General features: G+C 64.6%; 19 protein-coding genes and 2 tRNA genes. 12 read left to right on the forward strand and 9 right to left on the reverse strand.

The window, feature by feature from the left end; genetic code table 11:
• Positions 1 to 8 precede the first annotated feature (8 nt).
• From PWP93_RS05405 to mfd, 3 genes are all read right to left on the reverse strand, one after another.
• The gene (locus tag PWP93_RS05405; RefSeq protein ID WP_421043740.1) at positions 9 to 1,019 is read right to left on the reverse strand and encodes a threonine/serine dehydratase; all 1,011 of its coding nucleotides are present in this window, start codon (positions 1,017 to 1,019) and stop codon (positions 9 to 11) included.
• A gap of 52 nt (positions 1,020 to 1,071) precedes the next feature.
• Positions 1,072 to 2,313, reverse strand: a complete 1,242-nt coding sequence (gene argE, locus PWP93_RS05410) for an acetylornithine deacetylase (RefSeq protein WP_421043741.1) — start codon at positions 2,311 to 2,313, stop codon at positions 1,072 to 1,074.
• A gap of 126 nt (positions 2,314 to 2,439) precedes the next feature.
• Positions 2,440 to 5,913, reverse strand: coding sequence for a transcription-repair coupling factor (gene mfd, locus PWP93_RS05415; RefSeq protein ID WP_421043742.1), 3,474 nt, complete (start codon positions 5,911 to 5,913; stop codon positions 2,440 to 2,442).
• Positions 5,914 to 6,193: 280 nt separating this feature from the next.
• Here mfd and ispD point away from each other — a divergent pair, with 280 nt between their 5' ends.
• From ispD to PWP93_RS05430, 3 genes are all read left to right on the forward strand, one after another.
• Positions 6,194 to 6,913 carry a 2-C-methyl-D-erythritol 4-phosphate cytidylyltransferase gene (gene ispD, locus PWP93_RS05420; protein WP_421043743.1) on the forward strand — a complete coding sequence of 240 codons (720 nt, stop codon included), beginning with the start codon at positions 6,194 to 6,196 and terminating at the stop codon, positions 6,911 to 6,913.
• 56 nt (positions 6,914 to 6,969) lie between these two features.
• A complete protein-coding gene (ispF, locus tag PWP93_RS05425) occupies positions 6,970 to 7,449 on the forward strand; it encodes a 2-C-methyl-D-erythritol 2,4-cyclodiphosphate synthase (RefSeq protein WP_421024029.1) in 480 nt (159 codons plus the stop codon).
• 139 nt (positions 7,450 to 7,588) lie between these two features.
• Complete coding sequence (locus PWP93_RS05430) at positions 7,589 to 8,728, forward strand: acyltransferase family protein (RefSeq protein ID WP_421043744.1); 1,140 nt, start codon at positions 7,589 to 7,591, stop codon at positions 8,726 to 8,728.
• Between the two features lie 88 nt (positions 8,729 to 8,816).
• Here the strand turns inward: PWP93_RS05430 and PWP93_RS05435 are convergent, their stop codons facing one another.
• From PWP93_RS05435 to ompR, 3 genes are all read right to left on the reverse strand, one after another.
• Entirely contained in the window at positions 8,817 to 9,365 is a 549-nt protein-coding gene (locus PWP93_RS05435) for a peroxiredoxin (RefSeq protein WP_213295396.1), read from the reverse strand.
• Positions 9,366 to 9,499: 134 nt separating this feature from the next.
• Positions 9,500 to 10,849, reverse strand: coding sequence for an ATP-binding protein (locus tag PWP93_RS05440; RefSeq protein WP_421024027.1), 1,350 nt, complete (start codon positions 10,847 to 10,849; stop codon positions 9,500 to 9,502).
• 53 nt (positions 10,850 to 10,902) lie between these two features.
• Positions 10,903 to 11,637 (reverse strand): two-component system response regulator OmpR, encoded by a 735-nt coding sequence (gene ompR / locus PWP93_RS05445; protein WP_027814652.1) that lies wholly within the window; start codon positions 11,635 to 11,637, stop codon positions 10,903 to 10,905.
• 263 nt (positions 11,638 to 11,900) lie between these two features.
• Here ompR and PWP93_RS05450 point away from each other — a divergent pair, with 263 nt between their 5' ends.
• The 3 genes from PWP93_RS05450 (at position 11,901) to PWP93_RS05460 (ending at position 15,210) form a co-directional block, all read left to right on the forward strand.
• Complete coding sequence (locus PWP93_RS05450) at positions 11,901 to 12,203, forward strand: hypothetical protein (protein WP_421024026.1); 303 nt, start codon at positions 11,901 to 11,903, stop codon at positions 12,201 to 12,203.
• Between the two features lie 154 nt (positions 12,204 to 12,357).
• The gene (locus tag PWP93_RS05455) at positions 12,358 to 13,821 is read left to right on the forward strand and encodes a DUF1800 domain-containing protein (RefSeq protein WP_421043745.1); all 1,464 of its coding nucleotides are present in this window, start codon (positions 12,358 to 12,360) and stop codon (positions 13,819 to 13,821) included.
• Positions 13,822 to 13,962: 141 nt separating this feature from the next.
• Entirely contained in the window at positions 13,963 to 15,210 is a 1,248-nt protein-coding gene (locus PWP93_RS05460) for a DUF1501 domain-containing protein (RefSeq protein ID WP_421043746.1), read from the forward strand.
• A gap of 60 nt (positions 15,211 to 15,270) precedes the next feature.
• Here PWP93_RS05460 and PWP93_RS05465 read toward each other — a convergent pair whose 3' ends face one another.
• Positions 15,271 to 16,119 carry a squalene/phytoene synthase family protein gene (locus tag PWP93_RS05465; protein ID WP_421043747.1) on the reverse strand — a complete coding sequence of 283 codons (849 nt, stop codon included), beginning with the start codon at positions 16,117 to 16,119 and terminating at the stop codon, positions 15,271 to 15,273.
• A 297-nt stretch (positions 16,120 to 16,416) separates the two neighbouring features.
• On the opposite strand from PWP93_RS05465, the gene PWP93_RS05470 reads away from it, so the two are divergent.
• Positions 16,417 to 16,503, forward strand: a tRNA-Leu gene (locus tag PWP93_RS05470).
• Positions 16,504 to 16,606: 103 nt separating this feature from the next.
• Here the strand turns inward: PWP93_RS05470 and PWP93_RS05475 are convergent.
• On the reverse strand, positions 16,607 to 17,053 hold the full coding sequence (locus tag PWP93_RS05475; protein WP_421024022.1) for a MarR family winged helix-turn-helix transcriptional regulator: 447 nt from the start codon (positions 17,051 to 17,053) through the stop codon (positions 16,607 to 16,609).
• 213 nt (positions 17,054 to 17,266) lie between these two features.
• A complete protein-coding gene (locus PWP93_RS05480) occupies positions 17,267 to 18,427 on the reverse strand; it encodes a glycerate kinase (RefSeq protein ID WP_421043748.1) in 1,161 nt (386 codons plus the stop codon).
• 518 nt (positions 18,428 to 18,945) lie between these two features.
• Here PWP93_RS05480 and tig point away from each other — a divergent pair.
• The 5 genes from tig to PWP93_RS05505 all read left to right on the forward strand — a co-directional run bounded on the left by tig (position 18,946) and on the right by PWP93_RS05505 (position 25,611).
• Positions 18,946 to 20,292 carry a trigger factor gene (gene tig, locus PWP93_RS05485; protein ID WP_421043749.1) on the forward strand — a complete coding sequence of 449 codons (1,347 nt, stop codon included), beginning with the start codon at positions 18,946 to 18,948 and terminating at the stop codon, positions 20,290 to 20,292.
• A gap of 169 nt (positions 20,293 to 20,461) precedes the next feature.
• Positions 20,462 to 21,115, forward strand: a complete 654-nt coding sequence (gene clpP, locus PWP93_RS05490) for an ATP-dependent Clp endopeptidase proteolytic subunit ClpP (protein WP_035533252.1) — start codon at positions 20,462 to 20,464, stop codon at positions 21,113 to 21,115.
• Positions 21,116 to 21,376: 261 nt separating this feature from the next.
• Positions 21,377 to 22,648 (forward strand): ATP-dependent Clp protease ATP-binding subunit ClpX, encoded by a 1,272-nt coding sequence (gene clpX / locus PWP93_RS05495; protein ID WP_421024019.1) that lies wholly within the window; start codon positions 21,377 to 21,379, stop codon positions 22,646 to 22,648.
• A 190-nt stretch (positions 22,649 to 22,838) separates the two neighbouring features.
• Entirely contained in the window at positions 22,839 to 25,268 is a 2,430-nt protein-coding gene (lon, locus tag PWP93_RS05500; RefSeq protein ID WP_421043750.1) for an endopeptidase La, read from the forward strand.
• 267 nt (positions 25,269 to 25,535) lie between these two features.
• Positions 25,536 to 25,611: transfer RNA gene (locus PWP93_RS05505), tRNA-Val, on the forward strand.
• Positions 25,612 to 25,627 lie beyond the last annotated feature (16 nt).

Genomic DNA, 25,627 nt, shown 5'->3' on the forward strand with positions numbered 1-25,627 from the left:
GCGCGGCCTCAGTGAGCCTGCTCGATCTGCTCGCTAAAGCGTTGCGGGTCGGTATTGGTCCCGCACAGCAGGACGCCCACGCGCTTGCCCTCGAGCGTGTCGCGCAGCGGCCCGTAAAGGCCCGCGGTGGCTGTTGCGCAGGCCGGCTCGACGGCCAGTTTCAGTTCGTCGAAGAGCAGGCGCATCGCCGTGCGCAGGGCGTCGTCCGAGACCGTGACGACGCGCTCGACATGGCGGCGGCATAGCGTATAGCTGTACTGCTCGGTGTGCGGCGACATGAGCGAGTCGGCAATCGTCTGCATGTGGGTCATGCGCACCGTGTGATTCGCCGCGAAGCTGCGGCTCATTACGTCAGCGCCCTCGGGCTCCACGCCGTAGACACGCACGCGCGGGTTGGCGAGGCGCAGCGCCGTGGCGACGCCCGCGGCCAGCCCGCCGCCGCCGATCGGCACGATCACGGCGTCGAGATCGGGTGCCTGGGTCGCCCATTCGTAGCCGAGCGTCGCCGTGCCGAGCACGGTGCGACAGCCGTTGAACGGGTGCACGAAGTAGCGGCCTTCCTCGGCCTCGATGCGGCGCACGATCTCGAATGCCTCGCGGTTGTCGTTGGCCCGCACGATTTCGGCGCCCAGCCTTCGGCACTGCTCGACGCGCGCTTCGCTCACGCTGCGAAAGAGCACGACCTTCACGCCGATGCCAAGCCGCTTTGCCGCGTACGCGACGGCGATCGCATGATTGCCGCCCGAGACGCAGGTGACGCCCGCACTGCGCTGCGCCGCGCTGAGCGCGAGCAGGTGCGTGAACGCGCCGCGCACCTTGAAGCTGCCGCTCGCCTGCAGCAGTTCGAACTTGAAGTTGACGTGCGTGCCGCCGAGCGAGGGCAGGTCGTGGCGGTCGAACACCGGCGTGCGCAGCACCCACGGCGCCAGCATGAAGTGCTGCGAGGCGATCTCGTCCAGGGTTGGAACGGGTTCGCCGTCGATCGTGCGATCGGTGGGCAGCGGCGTGGCGGTTGACATGGCGTTGGACCTGCGCGCGGGACGAGTGTGTTGCGGAGGATGGCCTCGGTGACTACTGTGCCCGCGCCTGAACCGAAAGGCCGTGCACGAGCTTGCGCAGGAAGCCCTCGCACGCCGCGAGCTGGTCGAGCGAGACGAATTCGTTGGGCTTGTGCGCCTGCTCGATGTCGCCCGGGCCGCACACCACGCTCGGAATGCCTGCACGCGCGAAGAGGCCCGCTTCTGTGCCGTACGCTACCTTGCGCCGCGTGCGGTCGGCGGTGAGCGCGCGCACGAGCTGGGTGATCGCGGTTTGCTCGCTGTCGTCGAGTCCCGGCGCGGCAGCGATTTTCATGAACTCGATCGCGCCCGCTGCATTTTCGCGCTGCATCTTCGGCACGAGCGTTTCGCGCGCGTATTGCTCGATGCGCGCGAAGATCGCGTCGGGGTCGAGTGTGGGCAGGTTGCGGAATTCGAAGGCGAAGCGGCATTCGGCCGGCACCGTGTTGATCGCGTTGCCGCCTTCGATCGTGCTGGTTTGCGCGGTCGTGAACGGCACGTCGTAGAGCTCGTCGAATGGGCCCTTCGCGCGGAACTCGTCGGCCATATCGCGGATGTAGCAGATCAGGCGCGCCGCGTATTCGATGGCATTCAGGCCGCACGGCGTGAGCGACGAATGGGCAGCATGGCCGCGCACGCAGCATTGATACGCGTTGATGCCCTTGTGCGCCACGATCGGGCGCATGCTCGTGGGTTCGCCAACGATGCAGCCCTCCGGTTTCACGCCGCGCTTGACGAGATCTTCGATCATGAGCGGGGCGCCCACGCAGCCGACTTCCTCATCGAACGAGAGCGCGAGATGCAGCGGCTTCGCGAGTTTGATCTGCTGGATCTCGGGCACGAGCGAGAGCGCCGTGCCGATAAAGCCCTTCATGTCGCAAGTGCCACGTCCATACAGCAGGCCGTCGCGAATCTCGGGCTTGAACGGGTCGCTGTCCCACTTCTGGCCGTCGACGGGCACCACGTCGGTGTGGCCCGACAGCACGATGCCGCCGTCGGTCGAGCCGTCGTGGGCGGGCAAGGTGGCGAACAGGTTGGCCCATTTGCCGTTGTGGCCGTAGGTGAGCGTCGCTTCGATGCCGCGCGCGCGCAGGTCGTCGCGCACGGTCTCGATCAGCCCGAGATTCGGATGGCGGCTGACCGTGTCCATCGACACGAGGCGGGTGACCCAGGGGAGCGCAGCGGGGAGAGAGGTGGATGACGATGCTTGGGAAGACGGCGTGGACGACTGCGCTGAATCAGCGGCGATGGTCATGATGGACTCCAGCTTGCTTGTCTATCCATATTACCCAAAAAGAATCGCTCAAGCCAAAACGACCCGGGCGAAGCAGCCCGGGTGTGCAATGGCGCGGTGCAACATCCGCCCCGCGCCAAGGCGCATTCAGCGTGCCGCCGCCCGCGCCGGCGCGCCGAGCGCGCGCAGGGTCTCCTTGACCGTCGCCACGCGCACCGCGAGGTCGGGGCTGCGTGTTTCGATGCGCAGCTTGTCCTGCCCCGCGAGCTTGATGTGCTTGTGCTTCTGCACCATTTCGATGATGCGCATGGCGTCGACAGGCGGATTCGGCACGAACTGCAGCCCGATCACGGCTTCGCTCGCGTCGATCTTGGTGACGCCGAGCGGCTTGGCCGCGAGACGCAGCCGATGCGTTTCGATCAGCGCGTGCGCCTGCGGCGGCATCTTGCCGAAGCGGTCGATCAGCTCCTCCTGAATGCCGTCGATCGAATCGTCGTGCTCGCAGTTCGCGAGGCGCTTGTAGAGCGACAGGCGCTCCTGGACGTCGCCGCAATAGTCGGCGGGCAGGATCGCGGGCGCGTGCAGGTTGATCTCCGTGGTTGCGGCGAGCGGCGCGTTCAGATCCGGCTCGCGGCCGTCCTTGAGCGCCTTCACGGCGTCGTTGAGCATGTCGGTGTAGAGCTGGAAGCCGATCTCGTGAATTTCGCCCGACTGCTTGTCGCCGAGCACTTCGCCGGTGCCGCGGATTTCGAGGTCGTGCATCGCGAGATAGAAGCCGGCGCCCAGTTCCTCCATCTGCTGAATCGCTTCGAGACGGCGCTGCGCCTGCTTCGTGAGCCCCTGCGGATCGTGCACGAGCAAATACGCGTAAGCCTGGTGGTGCGAGCGCCCGACGCGGCCGCGCAGTTGGTGGAGCTGGGCGAGGCCGAATTTGTCGGAGCGGTGAATGAGGATGGTGTTCGCGGTCGGCACGTCGATGCCGGTCTCGATGATGGTCGTGCACAGCAGCACGTTCGCGCGCTGCGCCACGAAATCGCGCATCACGGCTTCGAGTTCGCGCTCGTGCATCTGCCCGTGCGCGACCGCAATGCGCGCTTCGGGTACGAGCGCTTCGAGCATCGCGCGGCGGTTCTCGATGGTCTCGACTTCGTTGTGCAGGAAATAAACCTGGCCGCCGCGCTTGAGCTCGCGCAGCATCGCTTCGCGAATCACGCTGTCTTCCTCGCGGCGCACGAAGGTCTTGATGGCGAGGCGCTTTTGCGGCGCGGTCGCAATCACGGAGAAGTCGCGCAGCCCTTCGAGCGCCATGCCGAGCGTGCGCGGAATCGGCGTGGCGGTGAGCGTGAGCACGTCCACTTCGGCGCGCAGCGCCTTCAGGGCCTCCTTCTGGCGCACGCCGAAGCGGTGTTCCTCGTCGATGATCACGAGCCCGAGGCGCTTGAATTGCACATCGGACGAGAGCAGCTTGTGCGTACCGATCACGATGTCGACGCTGCCTTCGTTGATCTGCTGGATCGCGCTGCTCACTTCCTTCGCGGACTTGAAGCGCGACAGCTCGGCGATGCGCACGGGCCAATCGGCGAAGCGGTCGGTGAAGGTTTGCGTGTGCTGCTCGGCGAGCAGCGTGGTGGGCGAGAGGATCGCGACCTGCTTGCCGCCCATCACGGCAATGAAGGCCGCGCGCAGCGCCACTTCGGTCTTGCCGAAGCCCACGTCGCCGCACACGAGGCGGTCCATGGGCTTGCCGCTCGTCATGTCGCCGATCACGGCCGCGATCGCCGCCGCCTGGTCGGGCGTTTCCTCGAAGCCGAAGCTTTCCGCAAACCTCACGTAGTCGCGCGGCTCGAGCGAGAACGCGTGGCCCTCGCGCGCAGCGCGGCGCGCGTAGAGGTTGAGCAGTTCGGCGGCGGTGTCGCGGATCTGCTGCGCGGCCTTGCGGCGCGCTTTTTCCCACTGGCCCGAGCCGAGCGCGTGCAGCGGGGCGCTATCGGGATCCGCGCCGCTGTAGCGCGAGATCACGTGCAACTGCGAGACCGGCACGTAGAGCTTGCTGGCACTCGCGTATTCGAGATGGAGGAACTCGGTGTCGCCTTCGCCGAGGTCCATCGTCACGAGCCCGTGGTAGCGGCCGATGCCGTGCTGCGCGTGCACGACCGGGTCGCCCACCTTGAGCTCGGAGAGGTCGCGCACCATCGAATCGACGTTGCTCGCCTGTTCCTGGCGGCGGCGTCCCGCGCGGCGCGCGAGCGGGCCGTAGAGCTCGGTCTCGGTGATGATCGCAAGGCCTTCGCCGGGCAGCGCGAACCCGGTCGAGAGCGGCGCCACGCCCAGCGCGAAACGCTCGTCGCTGCCGAGCCAGTCTGCGTAGCTGTCCGCGGAGGCGGGGCGCAGATGGTTCTCGGCCAGCAGTTGCGCGATGGTCTCGCGGCGTCCCGCCGACTCCACCGCGAACAGCACACGGTTCTTCGTGGTGTCGAGGTACCCGCGCAGCGCGGCGAGCGGGTCGTCGGCGTGGCGGTCGATCGCGAGGCTCGGCAGCGCGTTGGCCCAGCCGCCCGCACTCGTGGCCGGCAGCGCGAGGCGCGCGAAGGGCTTGGCGAGCGTGAAGAAGTCCTCGTCGGTCAGGAACAGGCGCTGGGGCTCGAGGATCGGCCGCTCGCGGTCGTGCGCGAGGAAGGCGTGGCGCTGCTTCGTGTCGGCTGTGAAGCGGCGGATCGAGGCGTCCAGGTCGCCAGAAAACACCAGTTGCGCATGCTCGGGCAGATAGTGGAACAGCGTGGCCGTTTCTTCGAAGAAAAGCGGCAGGTAGTACTCGATGCCCGCGGAAGGCACGCCGTTGCCGATGTCCTTGTAGATGGACGCGCGGCTCGGATCGCCTTCGAACACCTCGCGCCAGCGGCTGCGAAACGCCGTGCGCGCGGCCTCGTCGAACGGGAACTCGCGGCCTGGCAGGAGGCGCACGTCCTTGACCGGATAGAGGCTGCGCTGGTTGTCCGGGTCGAAGGCGCGGATCGAGTCGACCTGATCGTCGAAAAGGTCGATGCGGTACGGCAGCGGCGAGCCCATCGGGAACAAGTCGATCAGCGAGCCGCGTACGCAGTATTCGCCGGGCCGCACGACCTGGCTCACATGCTCGTAGCCGGCCAGCGTGAGCTGCGACTTGAGCTTCGCCTCGTCGAGGCGCTCGCCCTGCGTGAACGAGAACGTGTAGGCCGCGAGAAACGATGCGGGCGGCATGCGGTACAGCGCGGTCGTGGCCGGCACGATGAGGATGTCGCAGCGGCCCTCGCCGAGGTCGTGCAGCGTCGCAAGGCGCTCGGACACGAGGTCCTGGTGCGGCGAGAACGTGTCGTAGGGCAGCGTTTCCCAGTCGGGCAACAGGCGCACGCGCGCTTCGGGCGCGAAGAACGGGATTTCCTGGGCGAGGCGCTGGGCGTCCACGGCGCTCGCGCAGATCACGGCCAGAAGCGGGGCGCTTGCACGCGCGGCTTCGCGATAGCGGGCGATCAGGAGCGCATCGGACGAGCCGTGCGTGCCGTCGAAGGCAAAGCGCTGCCCCGGCTTGACGATGGCGACCGGGGACGAAGACGGCGACTGCTTGGGTGCGGCGATATCGGACATAGGGGCAACAGAGTGGCGAGGCGCTGCTTATCGTATGCGTCAGTGATGTGTCAGTAGCGGAGCGCGCGAGGCAACGCTCATGCGATCCGGTTATCGACAGCCATTCGTAAGGCAAAAGGGCGCGCGCAGCCTTGCGAAGGGCGGCCAACGTATCCGCCACGCCGGCCAGGCAACGCAGGTTGCGGCGCTGGCCGAGGGACTTGAGCGAGCGGCTGACGTGTGGTCAAAGGACCTATTATAAAATCCGTCCTTTACTTTGACTCATGCGGCCTGCAATACCGTGACCTCACGTCTTTTTGCCCTGATCCCCTGTGCCGGCACCGGCAGCCGTTCGGGATCGGCGATGCCCAAGCAATACCGGGCGGTTGCCGGACACGAACTCCTGCACTATACGCTCGCGGCATTTGACGCATGCAGCGAATTCTCCCAGACGCTCGTGGTTATTTCTCCCGACGATAGCCATTTCGACGCGCGCCGCTTCGCCGGCCTGCGCTTCGCGGTGCGCCGCAAGGGTGGGGCGTCGCGCCAGGCGTCGGTCTACAACGGCCTGATCGCACTGGCCGACTTCGGCGCCACCGACGACGACTGGGTGCTCGTGCACGACGCCGCGCGCCCCGGCATCACGCCCGCGCTGATCCGCTCGCTCGTCGAAGCGCTCAAGGACGACCCCGTGGGCGGCATCATGGCGCTGCCCGTCGCCGACACGCTCAAGCGCGTCGCGCCCCGGCACGTGCCGGGCGGCCCGCGCATCGCGCGCACGGAAGCGCGCGATGGCCTCTGGCAGGCCCAGACCCCGCAGATGTTCCGCATCGGCATGCTGCGCACGGCGATCGAGCGCGCACAGCAAGAAGGTCACGATCTCACCGACGAAGCGAGCGCCATCGAATGGCTCGGCCATTCGCCGCGGCTCGTGCAGGGCAGCCTGCGCAACTTCAAGGTGACCTACCCCGAGGACTTCGCACTCGCCGAAGCCATTCTCAGCCGCAATCCTGGCAACTGAGCAGGAAACCGGGCCGGCAATTGAGCCGGCCAACAGAGCTACACGGAAGACCTCATATGGATATCAGAATCGGACAAGGCTATGACGTGCACGCGCTCGTGCCGGGACGTCCGCTCGTCATCGGCGGCGTGACGGTGCCTTACGAGCGCGGGCTGCTCGGCCACTCGGACGCCGACGTGCTTTTGCACGCGATCACCGACGCGCTGTTCGGCGCCGCCGCGCTCGGCGACATCGGTCGCCATTTCCCGGACACCGACAAGCAGTTCTACGGCGCGAACAGCCGCGTGCTGCTGCGCGAGTGCATGCGCCGCGTGCAGGAGGCGGGCTTCACGCTCGTGAACGTGGACACCACCGTGATTGCACAGGCGCCGAAGCTCGCGCCGCATATCGAAGCGATGCGCGCATGCATTGCGGAAGATCTGCAACTGCCGCTCGATCGCGTGAACGTGAAGGCAAAAACCAACGAGAAGCTCGGCTATCTGGGTCGTGGCGAAGGCATCGAGGCGCAGGCGGCTGTCCTGCTCACGCGGGTCTAGCAGGCCGTGTGCCTGTTGCGGTACCCAGGGCGGTGATTGCATCTGCAATCACCGCCCTGGCTTTTCTTGTCGATTAATTTCCGTTTTTTTTCGCCGCATACTCAAGGCGGATTAAGTCGTACCGGAAGCGGAAAGGTTCATGACGAGACTCGAAAGACGCGTGAAAGGCCTCGACGGTCTCCGGGCACTGGCTGTGATGCTGGTGTTCCTCTCGCACAAGGCGCACGTCGACGCAATCGACGCAGGCAAGATCGGCGTGTGGCTGTTCTTCCTCATCAGCGGTTATCTCATCATCGGCGAACTGCATCGCAACCGCCTGCGCGTCGAGCAACGCACAGCGCGCCGCGATGCGGTGCTTTATGTATTTTTCGTCAAGCGCACGTTGCGCATCTTCCCGGTCTATTATTTGCTGCTCATCGCGCTGACGATCGCACATGCGTTCTTCTATCAACGCGATGTGGATCTCGGGCTCGCCTGGCATTACGTATTCCTCTCCAATTTCTGGATCGGCATTGTCCATGATGGATGGCCGGGCTCGGTCTCGCATTTCTGGAGCCTCGCGGTCGAGCAGCAGTTCTATCTGATCGCGCCGTTTGCGCTGCTGTTCACGCGCGCTTCATATCATCTGGCGATTTGCGTCGTCATGATCTGCGGCGCGGCGCTCGCGCATCTCGTGCTCTACGCGACTGGTGCGATCGAGCCGCTCGTCTATGCGTTCTCGCCGTGGAATTTCGCCTTGCTCGCGCTCGGCGGCGTGCTGGCCATCGGCGGCGCCCGCGTGCCGATCCAGGGGAGGGTGCGAAGCGGCGCCTGGTTCGTGCTCGCATGCGCGGGTCTCGTGACATTCGCGCTGGCGCGCGCCGATTGCGACACCTGTGAAGCGGCACAACGCGCCATCTTGCCCGGCTTGCTCGATATCGGCCTGGCGCTTTCGCTCGGTGCAGTATTTCTATGGCTCGTGCGACGCCAGGACAGCCTGCTCGCGACCGCGCTGGAAGCCAGGCCGCTCGCGTATCTCGGCACTATCAGCTACGGGTTCTATCTGTTCCACAATCTGGTGCCGTCGCGTCTGGGCGAGGCGCCGGCGTTCTACGCAAGCTTGCACGTGCCGCCGCTGGCGCAGGACCTGCTGTCGCTCGTCATGCAGTTCGCGCTTTCGGTGTTGCTTGCGCATCTGTCGTGGCAGTTGCTGGAAAAGCGCGTGCTCGAATGGAAGGAGCCGCTCGCCACGGCGATCCGTAGTCGCCTGCCTGCGCGCGCGGCCGTCGGGCGGACCTGAGCGGGGCGGCGTTGAGCCGCTCTCAGTGCGCACACTGCATATGCGGCCTGCACATGCAACTGTGCACGCGGCTTTCAGCATGCGTGCCTCAAAACGTCGCGCCGCCCACCTCGCGATCGCTCGGGCAGAGTTCGCCGGTTTGCAGCCCATCGAGCACGCGCAGGATTTCGGCGGCGCTGCGCCCGACGCTCAGGTTGTTCACCGAGACGTGCTGAATGACATTGTCCGGATCGACGATGAAGGTCGCCCGCAGCGCCACGCCCGCTTCCTGATCGCGAATGCCGAGCTGGTCGATCAACTCGCCTTTCACGTCGCCGAACGCATAGTGGTTCAGCCGGTCGAGCGCCTTGTTCTCGCGCCGCCACGCGAGCTTCACGTATTCGTTGTCGCAACTGCCACCCAACAGCACGGTCTCGCGGTCTTCGAATTCCTTGTGCAATTGCGCGAATGCCGTGATCTCGGTCGGGCAGACCGTCGTGAAATCTTTCGGATAGAAGTAGATCACTTTCCACTTGTCGGGAAAGCTGCGCTCGGTGAACTCCATGAACGCGGACTCGCCGTTTTCTTCTGGCTGGTTGAAGCCGGGTTTCGCGGCGGTGACCGTGAAGGCTTCGAGTTTGTCGCCAACGGTTTTCATGGCGTCGCTCCTTGAACGCGGGGCGCACGCGCGCCCCGTGCGCGCGCCTCATGGCCCGATGTTTGGGCTAATTGTGGCAGGGGCGGAGCGCGCGTGCCACCGGCGTGCGCCGGGACCGGGGCAAAGGCTGAAACTCAGGCGCCCTTGGCGAGCGGAAACTCGATGGTGACTTCGAGACCCGGCCCCGGCGCGCGATTGCGCAGGCGCAGCGCGCCGCGATAGCGGCCCACGAGGCGCTGCACGATGGCCATGCCGAGGCCCGTGCCGTTGGCCTGGGTGCGGGCGCTGTCGACGCGATAGAACGGCCGTGTGACGAGCGGAAGCTGGTCTTCGGGAATGCCGGGGCCTTCGTCGACCACCGAAAGCTCCACGCGCGAATGCGAGACGCGGGTTTCCAGCATGATGTGAGGAATGCCGTCGGACTCGCTCAAGCCGTACTTGCGCGCATTTTCGATCAGATTGCCCACCACGCGGCGCATGTCGGTGTCGTCGGCTTCGATCACGGCCGTGGGCGCAAGACGCGTGATCAGGCGAACGCCGTCCTCGGTGGCCATGCGCGCGGCCATTTCGCTCGCGATGACCGACAGGTCGACGCGCTCGGGCATGCGCTGCACGGGCCGCGCATAGTCGAGGAAACGGCCGATGATCATGTCCATCTGCTCGATGTCGTCGATCATCGCGTCCTTGGTCGCCTGGTCGGACGGACTCATTTCCGTTTCCAGCCGCAGCCGCGCGAGCGGCGTGCGCAGATCGTGCGAGATGCCGGCGAGCATGAGCGCCCGGTCGGCCTCCAGCTGCTCGAGGTCACGCACCATCTGGTTGAACGAGCGATTGGTCTCGGCGGCCACGCCCATGCCGCTTTCGGGCAGCTTCGCGGGCGATTGGCCCGAGCCCACCATGCGCGCGGACATGGCGAGCCGCGCGAACGGCCGGTTCACGAGACTCGTGATGAATGCCGCGCCGAACAGGGAGAGCGCGAGGGCGGATACGCCCCAGCCGACCCACTGGAGGCCCGTGACGTTGTCGAGCTGGTCGCGATCGAGCGCGACCCAGTAATCGTCGTCGTCGATCTTGAAGCTGATCCACACGCCGGGAATGCCGTTCACCGACTGCGCAATCACGGTGTCGTCGCCAAGACGCCCGCGGATGTCGTGCTCGATCAGGCGATTGAGCGATTCGTCAGGCTGAAGCTTGTATTTGTCGGTGGCCTCGCGCGGATAGACGCGCACGCCCTCGTTGCTCTCCAGGTCCTGGAGCAGCGCGCGGCGCAAGTCGGGATCGGAGTAGAGGAGCGCAGTGCGCGTGAGCTTGACGACGGCGACGAGCTGCAGCGCCACGCGCTGTGCGCGCGGCTCGCGCTCGATCACGCGAAAGCTCTGGAACCACGCGGCGAGACTGACTGCGATGAGAAGGGCGATCAGCAGGAAGGTGCGCCAGAACAGATCGCCAAACGCGAGCGTCAGCAAACGCCGGTCAATCCGCATGGACCCTTCCCGTTTCAACAAAGGCAGTGCAGACAACGAGACCCCGTCGAGTATCAGGCCGCACCGTCGGGAATGAACACGTAGCCGAGGCCCCAGACCGTCTGGATGAAGCGCGGGCTGCCCGGGTCGGGCTCGATCAGCTTGCGCAGACGCGAGATCTGCACGTCGAGGCTGCGGTCGAACACTTCGTATTCCCGGCCGCGCGCGAGCTCCATGAGTTTTTCGCGTGAGAGCGGCTGGCGCGGATGGCGCGCGAACACCTTGAGCACCGAGAATTCGCCCGTGGTGAGCGGGATTTCCTGGCCGGCCTTGGTGAGCGTGCGGGTGGCGAGGTTCAGCGCGAATTCGCCGAACTCGAACACCTCCGTGGTTTCCGAAGGCGCGCCCGGCAACTCGGACGGCGCCTGGCGACGCAGCACCGCATGAATGCGCGCAACCAGCTCGCGCGGGTTGAAGGGCTTCGGCAGGTAATCGTCAGCGCCCATTTCGAGGCCGACGATGCGATCCACATCTTCGCCCTTGGCGGTAAGCATGATGATGGGCGTGCGATCGTTGCTGCCGCGCAGGCGCCGGCAAATGGACAGGCCGTCTTCGCCCGGCAGCATGAGATCGAGCACCAGCAGATCGAAACGTTCGCGCACCCACAGCTTGTTCATCGCGGGTGCGTTTTCTGCCACATAGACGTTGAAACCCTGCTCGCCGAGGTAGCGGCGCAGCAGGTCCCGCAGCCGCGGGTCGTCGTCGACAACGAGAATTTTGGACGGGTTCTTGGTTTCCATGCCTGGCATCTTAGCGCGATTGAGAAGATGTGCGAGTTTGCAGCAATTATAAGGTTACAGTCAGTTACAAAATTTACCCATGCTGTGGCACGGGCTCAAGCACTGACAGATAGACTTCTTTGCGTAAAGCGGCCATTCGTTAGATACTTCATTCGAATTTCGAACCAGTGCCCGTATCGAGCCGGGTCCGTACATGAATTCGAGGTAGCCGTTTGCCGCGTCAAGAAGGGAACAAAACGATGGGAGGGGTCAGGCCGACAATGCGCCATAACATGATTGCACTGGCGTTGGCCAGTGGCGTCGTGGCTGCATTGAACACGGCGCCCGTCCATGCCCAGACGTTCCCGGAGGGTTCCCAGGCGTCCGCCGCCCATACTCGCCGCACTGGCGCGAAGCAGCCTGCGCGCAAGATGCGTACCGATACGCCCGCTGGCCCTGCATCTGACATCACGCAGCGCGCGGCGGTTCCCTCCGATCTCGACCAGCGCCGGCGTGACGGTCATATGACGCCCGACGAGCGCCGCCTCCTGCGCCAGCACATCGAAGACGCCGTGCGCGAACTTTACAAGCGCTGATCGGGCGGCCCGCCTATGCGTCGCTAAAGACGCCTCTCTCCATCGCTGAAAAATCCTGTAGCAACGCGCCGTCAACAGATGCGTCGCATGCATCGTTAGTTCGTTACCTTCGTCTCCTGGGGGCGCGCGGGCCGAACCTGCGTGTTTCAGTCCCATGTCAGTCACGCAACGACCTGCATCGGTTCCACCGGCGCGCCGTGGGCATCGTCATGGCGCGGCAAGCGCACCGGCTGTGTCCACAGCCCCGGACAGCGCGCTCCTCGACGCCGACGACGCCACTCATCTGCTCATCCGCACGGGCTTCGCGCCGGCGCCCGCCGAGATCGCGCCTTATGTCGGGCTCACGCGCGTAGCGGCCGTCGAGCGCGTTCTGGCGACGGCGCGCACCGATGCAGTGACGCCGCTGCCTGCATGGACCGCCGATCCCCCGTTGAACCGCGCGCAGCGCGAAACCCTCACCCCCGAGGCGCGTCGCGACGTGCAGCGTCAGCATCGCCTGCACTACGACGAACTGCGCGCCTGGTGGATGCGTGAAATTCTGGTCACGCCATCGCCGCTCACCGAGCGCATGACGCTCCTCTGGCACAACCATTTCACGTCGGGCCAGGACAAGGTTGGCGAGCCAACGCTGATGGCGCAGCAAAATGCGCTGCTGAGGCGCAACGCTCTGGGCAGCTTCGCGACGCTGCTGCACGAAGTCGCGAAGGATCCGGCGATGCTGCTGTATCTCGACGGCGCCAGCAACCGCAAAGGCAAGCCGAACGAGAACTTCGCGCGCGAGGTCATGGAGCTCTTCACGCTGGGCGAAGGGCAGTATTCGCAGCAGGACGTGACTGAGGCAGCGCGTGCATACACGGGCTGGGGCGTCGATCCCGACACGCGGCGCTACGTCTGGCGCCCGGCGCAGCACGACGAAGGCGTGAAGACCGTGCTGGGCAGGAGCGGCCCCTTCGACGGCGACGCCGTGCTCGATATCCTGCTGGGCGAGCCGCGCACCGCGAGTTTCATCTCGGCCAGGCTATGGCGCGAATTCGTTTCGGATACGCCGGACCCGGCTCGGCTCGGCATGGTGGCAGCACGCTTTCGCGCGAGTGGCTACGACGTCAAGGCGGCGCTCGGCGCGCTGCTCGTCTCGCCCGAGTTCTGGTACGAGCGCAATCGCGGCGTGCTGGTGAGCTCGCCGGTCGAATTCATCGCGGGCACCGTGCGCCGCTTCGGGGTGAGCTACGCGAATTCGACGATGTTCGCGCGCACTTCGGCGGCGCTAGGCGAGAATCTGTTCTATCCGCCGAACGTGAAGGGCTGGCCCGGCGGCGCCATGTGGATCAACAGCGCGACGCTGCTGGCGCGAAAGCAGTTCGTCGAGCAGCTTTTTCGCGCCACCGAGACCGCGCGTCCGCCCATGGGCGGCGCGATGCATGGTGGCATGCGCTTCGATCTGGACGGCTGGCTCGGGCACTTCGGCCTGACGGCCGACGCCGTGCCCGGTTTGTCCGCCCAGTTGCAGATGCAGCACGCCGTGCTGCCGCTCGCGCCCGTCGACGCGATTGCGGCGGGCAGCAGTGCGGGCGCGTATCTCGAAGCACTCCTGATGGACCCGGTCTATCAGTTGAAGTGACCCGGTAGAAGTGATCCAATGACGCCAGCGTCGAGCGATTGAAATGAACGCCAGCAATCACGATAGAAGCATCGGTAGCAGCATCGATTACCACGACAACCGCGGCGCGGCACGGCGTCGCCTGGACCCGCGAGGCCCGGCATGAAGCGGCGAGACTTTCTGGCCGCCGCAGCCGCGATGACGGCCGCGGGCGCTGCATCGTGGCTGCCCGCGGCGGCGCATGCGCAAGGCAACATGGCCGCGCAGCGTCGCGCTAGCGGCTACGACAATCTACTGATTCTCATCGAGCTCAAAGGTGGCAACGACGGGTTGAACACCGTCGTGCCATTCGCGGATCCGCTCTATTACCGCTATCGCGCGAACATCGGCGTGCGTCGCGATGATGCGATCCAGCTCGACGAACGCTCGGCGCTGCATCCCGCGCTTGGGCCGCTCATGCCGATGTGGCGCGAACACGAACTCGCCATTGTGCAGGGCGTGAGCTATGCGCAGCCGAATCTCTCGCATTTCCGCTCGATCGAGATCTGGGACACGGCGTCCAATGCCGACCAATACCTGCGCGAAGGCTGGCTTACCCGCGCGTTCGCAAGCGCGCCCGTGCCGACGGGCTTTGCGGCCGATGGCCTCGTGCTCGGCAGCGCCGAGATGGGGCCGCTCGCGAATGGCGCGCACGCTGTTGCGCTCGTCAATCCCGCGCAGTTCGCGCGCGCTTCGCGGCTCGTCACGCCGGTTGCGCTCAAGGAGCGCAATCCTGCGCTCGCCCATATCCTCGATGTCGAGAACGAAATCGTCCGTGCCGCCGACCAGTTGCGGCCGCGTCCCGGCCAGTGCCAGTATGTGCTGAAGACTGCGTTTCCGGGGGGCGCCTTCGGCACTTCGGTGAAAACTGCGATGCAGGCACTGGCCTCGGGCGCAACCATGACCGGCGCGCAAGAAGGGCCCGCGCCGGTGCCGGGGCGGGGTGTGGCCGTGATCCGGCTCACGCTCAACGGTTTCGATACGCATCAGAACCAGCCCCAGCGGCATGCGGATCTGTTGCGCCAGTTCGCGGCGGGGATGGTGGCGATGCGTTCGGCGCTGGCCGAGATGGGGCGCTGGGACCGCACATTGATCGTCACCTATGCCGAGTTCGGGCGACGCGTGCGCGAGAACCAGAGCCGTGGCACGGATCACGGTACGGCCTCAGCGCATTTTGTCGCGGGCGGGCGGGTGGCCGGCGGGCTTCATGGCGAGGCGCCGCAGCTCGCGCGCCTCGACGGCAACGGCAATTTGCCGGTCGCCGTCGACTTCAGGCAGATTTACGCGACGGTGCTGGCGAACTGGTGGGGGCTCGACGCGCAGGCGGTGCTGCAGCAACGCTTCGACACGCTGCCGCTGCTGCGCGCATAGCGCAAGCGTTCCAGCGCCGGCATCGGCATCGGCATCAGCGCCGGTCGGCGCATTGGGCAATCAGGCGCGGCGGGCGGCGCGCCAGGCGATCCAGAGCTTGCGAATCGGCGTGATCACGATCTGCTGGTGCAGCACCTGAAAGCCTTCGCGCTCCACTTCGTCGAGCAAGGCAAGCTCGAGCGCCGCGAGCGCACGCAAGGTGCGCTGATGGCCGCGCTCCGCAACGGGAATCGCCTCTAGCGCTGCGTTCACGGCTTCGCGCGCGCGGGCGGTCTGGAACTGCATGAGTTCCGTGAATTCACCGCTATAGCGGCGATTGATCAGATCGGCCGCGGTGACGTTGTAGCGCTGCAATTCATCGATTGGCACGTAGATGCGGCCATGGCGTGCATCGTTGCCGATCTCGGGCACGAATTGCGCCAGCATCAGCGCATTGCCGAGCGGCGCGGCCCAGCGCGCGGCGCCGGCGCGGGCTTCATCCGTGCGCGCGCCAACTTGGGCCACGAGCGTCGCGAAGGTGCCGCCCACACCATCGATATAACGGCGCAGATTCGGCAGGTCGAGATAGCGTGCCTGCTCGAAGTCCATTTCGAAGCCGGCGAGCAACTGCTGAAGCAGCGAATCGATCGCGATCGCGACCGTGCCGTCCAGATGGTGCGCGAGCGCCTGGGTTACGGGGTGCGATGCGTTGCCTGCAGCGAGCGCCGCCAGTTCCTTTTGCCACCATGCAAGCTTGGTGCGGCCCACCGTGGGGTCGCTCGTTTCCTTGGCGGTTTCCTCGAGCTCGCGGCGCAGCGCGAACAGGGCGGTGAGCAGCGGTTGACGGGCGGCGCTGGCCTGGCGCAGCGCGTAGTAGGTGCTCGATCCGGGCGGGGCCGCTTTTTGCAGGCAGTATTCGTCGAAATTCACGGCGTTCGGGGGCGAGGAAGGGCGGATTCGCCGGCGTCCCAACGGGGCGCGCGGAGCAAGTCGCTGCGGAGCGGCGATTCTAGCATCGGCACTTGTTTGCGGCGGGCCGATCGGAGGCGGCCGGATGCGCAGCCAGGGTGCAGACAAGCGCAAGGCAATCGGTTAGAATCTCGCGCTTGCGCTTTGCGGGTGGCTTATCCAGCCGTCGGAGGCGCAGTGCAGGTTTGTATCGCACGCGATGGATCCCACGTCCCACACTCACGTGAGCTCGCAGCGGTCCCGCCATGCAAGGAATTCGCGTGAGTGGCGAAATTGGTAGACGCACCAGGTTTAGGTCCTGACGCCCGCAAGGGTGTGCCGGTTCGAGTCCGGCCTCACGCACCAAAAGCAAAGGCCACGTACTTCCGGGTACGTGGCCTTTTTGTTCGACGCCCACGCGCTCGATCATGCGCACGGGCCATCTATTCCGTTTATCGCGCGTGCTGCATCACGATTCTTCCTGGGCTGCCGCAATGACTTTCTCCAGCGCGCGGTTGAGCAACTCGCGTTCCTTCTCGTCGAGACAGGCGAACAGGTCCACGTTCCACTTGCGCGCAACGGGCATGACCTTGCGATAGAGCGCGCGCCCGTCGGTTGTGAGCGAAACGAGTACGAGGCGTCCATCTTCCTCGCTGGCGTCGCGTTGCATGAGGCCGCGGCGCATCAATGCCTCTGCGGCGCGGCTGGCCTGGCTCTTGTCGAGATTCGCGTGACGCGCGAGTTCCATCACGGAAAACGGGCCGAACGCGCCCACGGCGGCAATGAGACGTGCCTCCGGCAGCGTGATGCCGAGCTTCGCCTGGTAGCGCTCGCTCGCACCGCGTTCGGACAGCTTGTTGAGGACATGGAGCCGATAGGTCAGAAATTGTTCGAGTCCGGCTTTGCTTGCCTTCATGGTCGTCCTGGTCTGGTCGCGTGAGGTCCGCGCGATCATGCCGCGCGTATCATGATTGTTGCCTCAACCAGCGCCCGGGTCAACGCGCAAGAACCCTCGTAGGCCCGTCCGGAATGGGCCTACGAATCTATTAATCCCTTACTGCGAAACCCGGCGAAAACGCGTACTAAAGTCAGACAAAACTTCGGGCTTGCGGCGCGTTATGGTGGTGCGTCAGCAGGCGTCGCGCGAACCGTACTTGAGGCGCGTGAGTTGCTCCGCTTCGTTCGCGAGCAGCGTGGCGGCTTCGCGGATGGCCGTGTCGAGCGTGATCGGGCCCGGCGCAGGCGAGAAGCAGCCGCTGAAGTGTTCGGCGAGACGCGGCAGGGCAGTGGGATCGACCGCGCCCGACAGCAGCGTGGCCGGCACGCCGGCGGCCTGCGCATGGCGGCATGCGATGAAGGGCGCCTTGCCGTGCAGCGTCTGCACGTCGGAACGGCCTTCGCCGGTGATGAGCCAATGCGCGCCCGCGAGCGCTGCGTCGAGGCCGATCGTGCGCGCCACGACTTCGGCGCCGGGCTCGAAGCTCGCGCCGAGCATGCGCAGCGCAAAGCCGAGACCGCCTGCGGCGCCCGCGCCGGCTTCGCTGCGCGCGCTGCGGCCGAGCGCCGCTTCGAGCAGATCGGCGAAACGCACGAGGGCGGCGTCGATCGTTGCGACCTGTTCGGGCTTCACGCCTTTTTGCGGGCCGAACACCGCGGTTGCGCCGTGATCGCCATTGAGCGGATTGTCGACGTCCGACATCGCAACGAAGCTGGCTTCGCCAAGCCGTGCGTCGAGCCCGGAGACGTCCACCCGCGCGAGCTGCGCCAGCGCCTGCGGCGTGGGTGCGAGCGCATTGCCGTTGGCGTCGAACAATTGCAGGCCGAGGCCGACCAGAAGGCCCGCGCCGCCATCGTTCGTGCTGCTGCCGCCGAGCGCGACATAGAAGCGGCGCACGCCTTCGTCGAGCAGTGCGCGAATGGCTTCTCCCATGCCGCGCGTGCTGCGTGCGTTGACCGGCACGCCCATGCCCACCGGGTCGGTAATACCGACGATCTCGGCGGTTTCGACGACGGCGCTGCCGTCGTGCAGCAGGCCGACGGCAGCGTCGCGCCGTGTGCCGGCCGCGCCTTCCACATTGATCACGCGGCGCTCGCCGCCTACGCTGAGCATCGCGTCGAGCGTGCCTTCGCCGCCGTCCGCCATCGGGCAGATGCGGATATCGGCGTCGGCGCGGGCGCGGCGAATGCCATCGGCGATCGCGGCGGCGACCCCATCCGCGCTGAGCGAGCCTTTGAAAGAATCGGGAGCAATGACGACGACGGGTGCGTCAGCAAACGACTGGTTGGGCATGGTGTCTCGACTGGAAGAGTTGTGTTGGCAGAGGCTGTTGCCGGCGGGGCGTCCGGCGCGAGCGCTAGCTTACCAGTGGTCGGGCGCCTGCTGGATACCTCAGGCGAGATAGCACGCATCGCAGCCACGTACCCACGCGCGAAATCCGGCCGTTTCATGGCCGCTTCATGGTCGCTTCATGGCCATCGTGTGGCTGTTTTGCGGCCGTTTTTGCGTCCCGGTCAGCGCCATCGTCCTGCAGGAACGGCAATTCCATTTGAGTGCGGCAATAGTTTGCTAAAATACCGGGCTCTTTTGACGGAACCGCACCGCAAACTGCTCGATCCGGCCCAATTTGGCCGATTGATAGCGGGATGGGTCTCGCGGATCCCGCAAAGGGCGCCGCCCCGTATCCCGGTCGGGCGCAAGCCGGCGGCGCCGACGAGGCACAGGCGAGACGCAAGCGATGCGGGTGACCCATCGGACTGCGGCAGCAAAGATTACTGAAACGCTCGAACAATTTTAGGACGATTGAAGCCATGGCTAACGTTGTAGAAAACCTCGGCAAGCTCGAACGCCGCGTGACGATTTCCCTGCCGAAGGACGCCGTGCAGAAAGAAGTCGACTCGCGCATCCGCCAACTCGCGAAGAACGTGCGCATGCCGGGTTTCCGCCCGGGCAAGGTGCCGCTCAAGATGGTCACGCAGCAGTACTCGGGCCAGGTCGAAGCCGAAGTCCTGAGCGACAAGGTCGGCAAGGAGTTCTTCGACATCAGCCGCGCCGAGAACCTGCGCGTTGCGGGTCAGCCGAGCTTCGCGCCGAAGGCCGAAGCTGCTGAGGGCGATTACGCGTTCGATGCGACTTTCGAGGTCTATCCGGAAGTGGCGCTGGGCGACGTCGCGAGCGCCGAAATCGAGCGCACGACCACCAGCATCACCGAAGCGGAAATCGACCGCACGCTGGACATTCTGCGCAAGCAGCGCGTGCACTACCACGCACGTGGCGAAGCAGGCGAGCACGGTGACGGCGGCGCCGACACCGCAGCGAAGGAAGGCGACCGCGTGACGGTCGACTTCGTCGGCAAGATCGACGAAGTCGCATTCCCTGGCGGCAGCGCCGAAGGCTTCGCATTCGTGCTGGGCGAAGGCCGCATGCTGCCGGAATTCGAAAAGGCGGCGATCGGCCTGAAGAAGGGCGAGTCGCGCGAATTCGACCTCGCATTCCCCGAGGACTACCACGGCAAGGAAGTCGCCGGCAAGACCGCGAAGTTCACGATCACGATGCAGCAGATCGAGTGGCCGCACCTGCCGGAGATCGACGCTGAATTCGCGAAGTCGCTCGGCATCGCCGACGGCGACCTCGTGAAGATGCGCGCCGAGATCAAGGACAACCTCGAGCGCGAAGCGAAGCGCCGCACCCAGGCCATCGTCAAGAACCAGGTCATGGACGCGCTCCTGAAGATCGCCGAACTCGACGTGCCGAATGCGCTCATCGAGCAAGACCAGCAGCGCCTCGTCGAAATGGCGCGCGCCGACCTCGCGCAGCGCGGCGTGCCCAACGCGAAGGACGCCCCGATCCCGGCCGAAATGTTCAAAGAACAAGCCGAGCGCCGCGTGAAGCTCGGCCTCGTGCTGGCCGAGCTCGTGAAGGCGAACAACCTCGAAGCGAAGCCGGAGCAGATCCGCGCTGAAGTCGACGAATTCGCGAAAAGCTACGAAGACCCGAAGGAAGTCGTGCGCTGGTATTATTCGAACCAGCAGCGCCTGGCCGAAATGGAAGCCTACGTCGTCGAATCGAACGTCGTGGACTTCGTGCTCGGCAAGGCCAAGGTGACGGACAAGCTGGTGAGCTTCGAAGAACTGGCAAGCGCAACGGCGCAGGCTTAAATCTGCCCGCTACGGCGTGCCGGCTGTCGGAGCGACCGACGGCCAGCACGCCGTTTTTGTATCCGCAGAATTTGGCCCCACTCGAGTTGTGGTTGATTTTTGCAGGGTCCGTCGCCATTGAGCATTATCAGGGTTACCAGAACAACTCTTCCAGACAAGGATGCACCGCATGACCATTCGCGCTCAATCGCTGGACACGTTGACCTCCCACGCCTCGCGGGATTTCGATCCGCAGGCGCTCGGGCTCGTGCCGATCGTCGTCGAGACGAGCGGCCGCGGCGAGCGCTCTTATGACATCTACTCGCGCCTGCTCAAGGAGCGTGTGGTGTTCCTGGTCGGCGAAGTGAACGACCAGACCGCGAATCTCGTTGTCGCGCAGTTGCTGTTTCTCGAAAGCGAAAACCCTGACAAGGACATCAGCCTGTACATCAATAGTCCGGGTGGCTCGGTTTCTGCTGGCATGGCGATCTACGACACGATGCAGTTCATCAAGCCTGATGTTTCGACCCTTTGCATGGGCCTCGCGGCCAGCATGGGTGCGTTCCTGCTTGCGTCGGGCGCGAAGGGCAAGCGCTTTGCGCTGCCGAACTCGCGCGTGATGATTCACCAGCCGCTCGGCGGCGCACGCGGCCAGGCGTCCGACATCGAAATCCAGGCGCGCGAAATCCTGTACCTGAAGGAGCGCCTGAACCAGTTGCTCGCCACGCACACGGGGCAGCCGGTCGAGCGCATCGCGCGCGACACCGACCGCGACAACTTCATGTCGGGCGACGACGCGCAGGCGTACGGCCTCGTCGACCAGGTGCTGCACAAGCGTCCCTGATCCGGTGCGCGTTTTTGCTGGCATTTTTGGTGCCAGTTAATGGTGCCAACTGAGGGTGCCAACCGAGGGCCCGCTCGCATCGTGCGCGATCCCAGTGAAAAACGGGATAGCCACGGGCGCGCGGACCATGTGAAATAATCGGCAAACGCGCTTCGCGGCCTGCGGCCCAACGCCGTCACAGCAAGCGGTTCACGCGCCCCCCGGCGGCGTCCGGGGGAAACGGCGTATCATGTAACAGAGTGTCCGGAGGCTCATTTATTCATGGCGGACAAGAAAGGTTCTAACAGCGAAAAGCTGTTGTATTGCTCGTTTTGCGGCAAAAGCCAGCATGAAGTAAAGAAACTGATTGCTGGTCCGTCGGTATTCATCTGCGATGAATGCATCGACTTGTGCAACGAGATCATTCGCGACGAGGCTGCCGGTGCCGGCATCGACGCTGCGCTGTCGCGCTCGGACCTGCCGAGCCCGCAAGAGATCCGCGACATTCTCGACCAGTACGTGATTGGTCAGGAGCGCGCGAAGAAGATCCTCGCGGTGGCGGTGTACAACCACTACAAGCGTCTGAAGCATCTCGACAAGAAGGACGACGTCGAGCTCTCCAAGAGCAACATCCTGCTGATCGGGCCCACGGGCTCGGGCAAGACGCTGCTCGCGCAGACGCTCGCGCGTCTTCTGAACGTGCCGTTCGTGATTGCGGACGCCACCACGCTGACCGAAGCCGGCTACGTGGGCGAAGACGTCGAGAACATCATTCAGAAGCTGCTGCAGAACTGCAATTACGAGGTCGACAAGGCCCAGCGCGGCATCGTCTATATCGACGAAATCGACAAGATCAGCCGCAAGTCGGACAACCCGTCGATCACGCGCGACGTGTCGGGCGAAGGCGTGCAGCAGGCGCTGCTCAAGCTCGTTGAGGGCACGATGGCGTCAGTGCCGCCGCAGGGCGGTCGCAAGCACCCGAACCAGGATTTCATCCAGGTCGACACGACCAATATTCTGTTCATTTGCGGCGGCGCGTTTGATGGTCTGGAAAAAGTCATCACGGATCGTACCGAGAAGACCGGCATCGGTTTCGGCGCGAGCGTGAAGAGCAAGCAGGAACGCGACACGGGCGAAGTGCTGCGCGAAACGGAACCGGAAGACCTGATCAAGTTCGGCCTGATTCCGGAGCTGATCGGCCGTCTGCCGGTGGTCGCGACGCTCGGCAAGCTCGACGAAGCCGCGCTCATGAAGATTCTGGTCGAGCCGAAGAATGCGCTCGTCAAGCAGTATCACAAGCTCTTCAACATGGAGCGCGTGGAACTCGAGATTCGCCCGGCTGCATTGCAGGCCGTCGCCCGCAAGGCGATCCGCCGCAAGACGGGCGCCCGGGGGCTGCGCTCGATCCTGGAGCAGGCATTGCTCGATGTGATGTACGAGCTGCCGGCCATGAAGGGCGTGAGCAAGGTCATCATCGACGACAACGTGATCGACGGCGACGGTAAACCGCTGCTGATCTACGAAGACGCACCAAAGGTTGCTGGCTCGAACTGATGGTGATGATCGGCTAAAGAGTTCCGGGAAAAAGCCGTTCATGCAATGGGATGAACGGCTTTTTCGTTTATCTTGTGGTCGATGGCGCACTTTTTTGGAGTCACTGAACTTTTCCCACTTGCGCGAGGCTTGCAATCGACTCTTGTGGCCTCACTTACCGAACAATTGATTCCACTCATGGGGAAATGAAATGTCAGGAACCCAACTCCTCCCGCCGGAACGCACCACGCTCCCGCTGCTGCCGCTGCGAGACGTCGTAGTCTTCCCGCATATGGTGATTCCCCTTTTCGTGGGCCGGCCCAAATCGATCAAGGCCCTCGAAGCGGCAATGGAAGGCGGCAAGCACATCATGCTCGTCGCGCAAAAGACTGCCGCCAAGGATGAACCCACCGAAAAAGACATGTACGAAGTGGGGTGTATCGCCAACATCCTGCAAATGCTCAAGCTGCCCGACGGCACCGTGAAGGTGCTCGTGGAAGGCTTGCAGCGCGCGAAAACGCTTTCCATCGAAGAGCAGGAAACGCAGTTCTCGTGCGAGGTCATGCCGCTCGAACCCGACCACGCCGATAGCGCCGAAACCGAAGCGCTGCGCCGTGCGATCGTTTCGCAGTTCGACCAGTACGTGAAGCTGAACAAGAAGATCCCGCCGGAGATCCTGACCTCGCTGTCGGGCATCGACGAGGCGGGTCGTCTTGCCGACACCATCGCCGCGCATCTGCCGCTCAAGCTCGACCAGAAGCAGCACATTCTCGAGATGTTCCCGGTGGTGGAGCGTCTGGAGCATCTGCTCGCTCAGCTCGAAGCCGAGATCGACATTCTCCAGGTGGAGAAGCGCATCCGTGGCCGCGTGAAGCGCCAGATGGAGAAGAGCCAGCGCGAGTACTACCTGAACGAGCAGGTCAAGGCGATCCAGAAGGAACTGGGCGAAGGCGAAGAGGGTGCCGATCTCGAAGAGCTCGAGAAGCGCATCACCGCGGCGCGCATGCCGAAGGAAGCCAAGAAGAAGGCCGACGCCGAGCTCAAGAAGCTCAAGCTGATGTCGCCGATGTCGGCCGAAGCCACCGTCGTGCGCAACTACATCGACACGCTGATCGGCCTGCCGTGGCGCAAGAAGAGCAAGGTCAACAACGACCTCTCGAACGCCGAAACCGTGCTCGACGAAGACCACTTCGGTCTCGAGAAAGTGAAGGAACGCATTCTCGAGTACCTCGCGGTGCAACAGCGCGTGGACAAGGTCAAGGCGCCTATCTTGTGCCTCGTCGGGCCTCCGGGTGTGGGCAAGACCTCGCTCGGCCAGTCGATTGCGCGCGCAACGAACCGCAAGTTCGTGCGCATGGCGCTGGGCGGCGTGCGCGACGAAGCCGAGATTCGCGGCCATCGCCGTACGTACATCGGCTCGATGCCGGGCAAGATCCTGCAGAGCCTGGCCAAGGTCGGCGTGCGCAATCCGCTTTTCCTGCTCGACGAAGTCGACAAGATGGGCATGGATTTCCGCGGCGATCCTTCTTCGGCGCTGCTCGAAGTGCTCGATCCGGAACAGAACCACACGTTCGCCGACCACTACATCGAAGTCGATTTCGACCTGTCGGACGTGATGTTCGTCGCTACGTCGAACTCGCTGAACATTCCGCCGCCGCTGCTCGACCGGATGGAAGTCATCCGCCTCTCGGGCTACACGGAAGACGAGAAGGTCAGCATTGCGCAGCGTTATCTTCTGCCCAAGCAGAAGAAGAACAACGGTCTGAAGCAAGGCGAGATCGAGGTGACCGAAGGCGCGATCCGCGACATCATTCGCTATTACACGCGTGAAGCGGGCGTGCGTTCGCTCGAGCGTGAAATCTCGAAGATCTGCCGCAAGGTCGTGAAGATGCTGCTGCTGAAGAAGGCCGACAAGGCCGTCACAGTGGACAGCGCGAACCTCGACACCTTCCTTGGCGTGCGCAAGTACGACTTCGGTCTGGCTGCGAAGGAAAACCAGATCGGCCAGGTGACGGGTCTCGCGTGGACGGAAGTCGGCGGCGATCTGCTGACGATCGAAGCGGCGGTGATGCCCGGCAAGGGCAACGTGATCCGCACGGGTTCGCTCGGCGACGTCATGAAGGAGTCGGTCGAAGCGGCACGTTCGGTGGTGCGTTCGCGTTCGCGTCGCCTTGGCATCAAGGACGAGGCGTTCGAGAAGCAGGATATCCACATCCACGTGCCGGAAGGCGCGACGCCGAAGGACGGCCCGTCCGCAGGCGGTGCGATGACCACGGCGCTCGTGTCCGTGCTCACCGGGATTCCGGTGCGCGCCGATGTCGCGATGACGGGTGAAATCACGTTGCGCGGCGAAGTGCTGCCGATCGGTGGCTTGAAGGAAAAGCTGCTCGCGGCGCATCGCGGCGGTATCAAGCTCGTCCTGATTCCAGAAGAGAACGTCAAGGATCTCACCGAGATTCCGGACAACGTGAAGAACTCGATCGAGATCGTGCCGGTCCGCTGGATCGACAAGGTGCTCGAACTCGCGCTCGAACGTGTGCCGCAGCCCCTGCCGGAAGAAGAGGTGAAGGCCGACGACGCCAAGGCGCCCGTTGCTGCTGAAACGAAGGAAGCCGGCGCGACCGAAGTAGTCAAGCATTGAGCTTTATGTGAACCGTGTTGATGGCGCGGTTCGCCGGAATGCTTGAGAATCCCAAAAACCCGCGGCAGCGTCCGCGGGTTTTTGTTAGACGCGCGTCCGTTAGATTCGTTGACGTTGAGCGGATCGAGATCATAATCGCACCCGTTCCTGAATTGGGGCTTGGAAAAGTGCCCGAAGATGCGTTAGACTTATGGGCTCGCTGCTTGATGATGAGCGGCGCAGTAAAAAGCGCGGCAGAGATATGCGATGCGCGAGGGTCATGAAGCTGGGTGCTTAGCTCAGTTGGTAGAGCGGCGCCCTTACAAGGCGTAGGTCGGGAGTTCGAGCCTCTCAGCACCCACCACAGCTTCAGATTCGCA

Origin of the sequence: Paraburkholderia sp. A1RI-2L (assembly GCF_048957375.1) — a bacterium.
Taxonomy (GTDB): Bacteria; Pseudomonadota; Gammaproteobacteria; order Burkholderiales; family Burkholderiaceae; genus Paraburkholderia.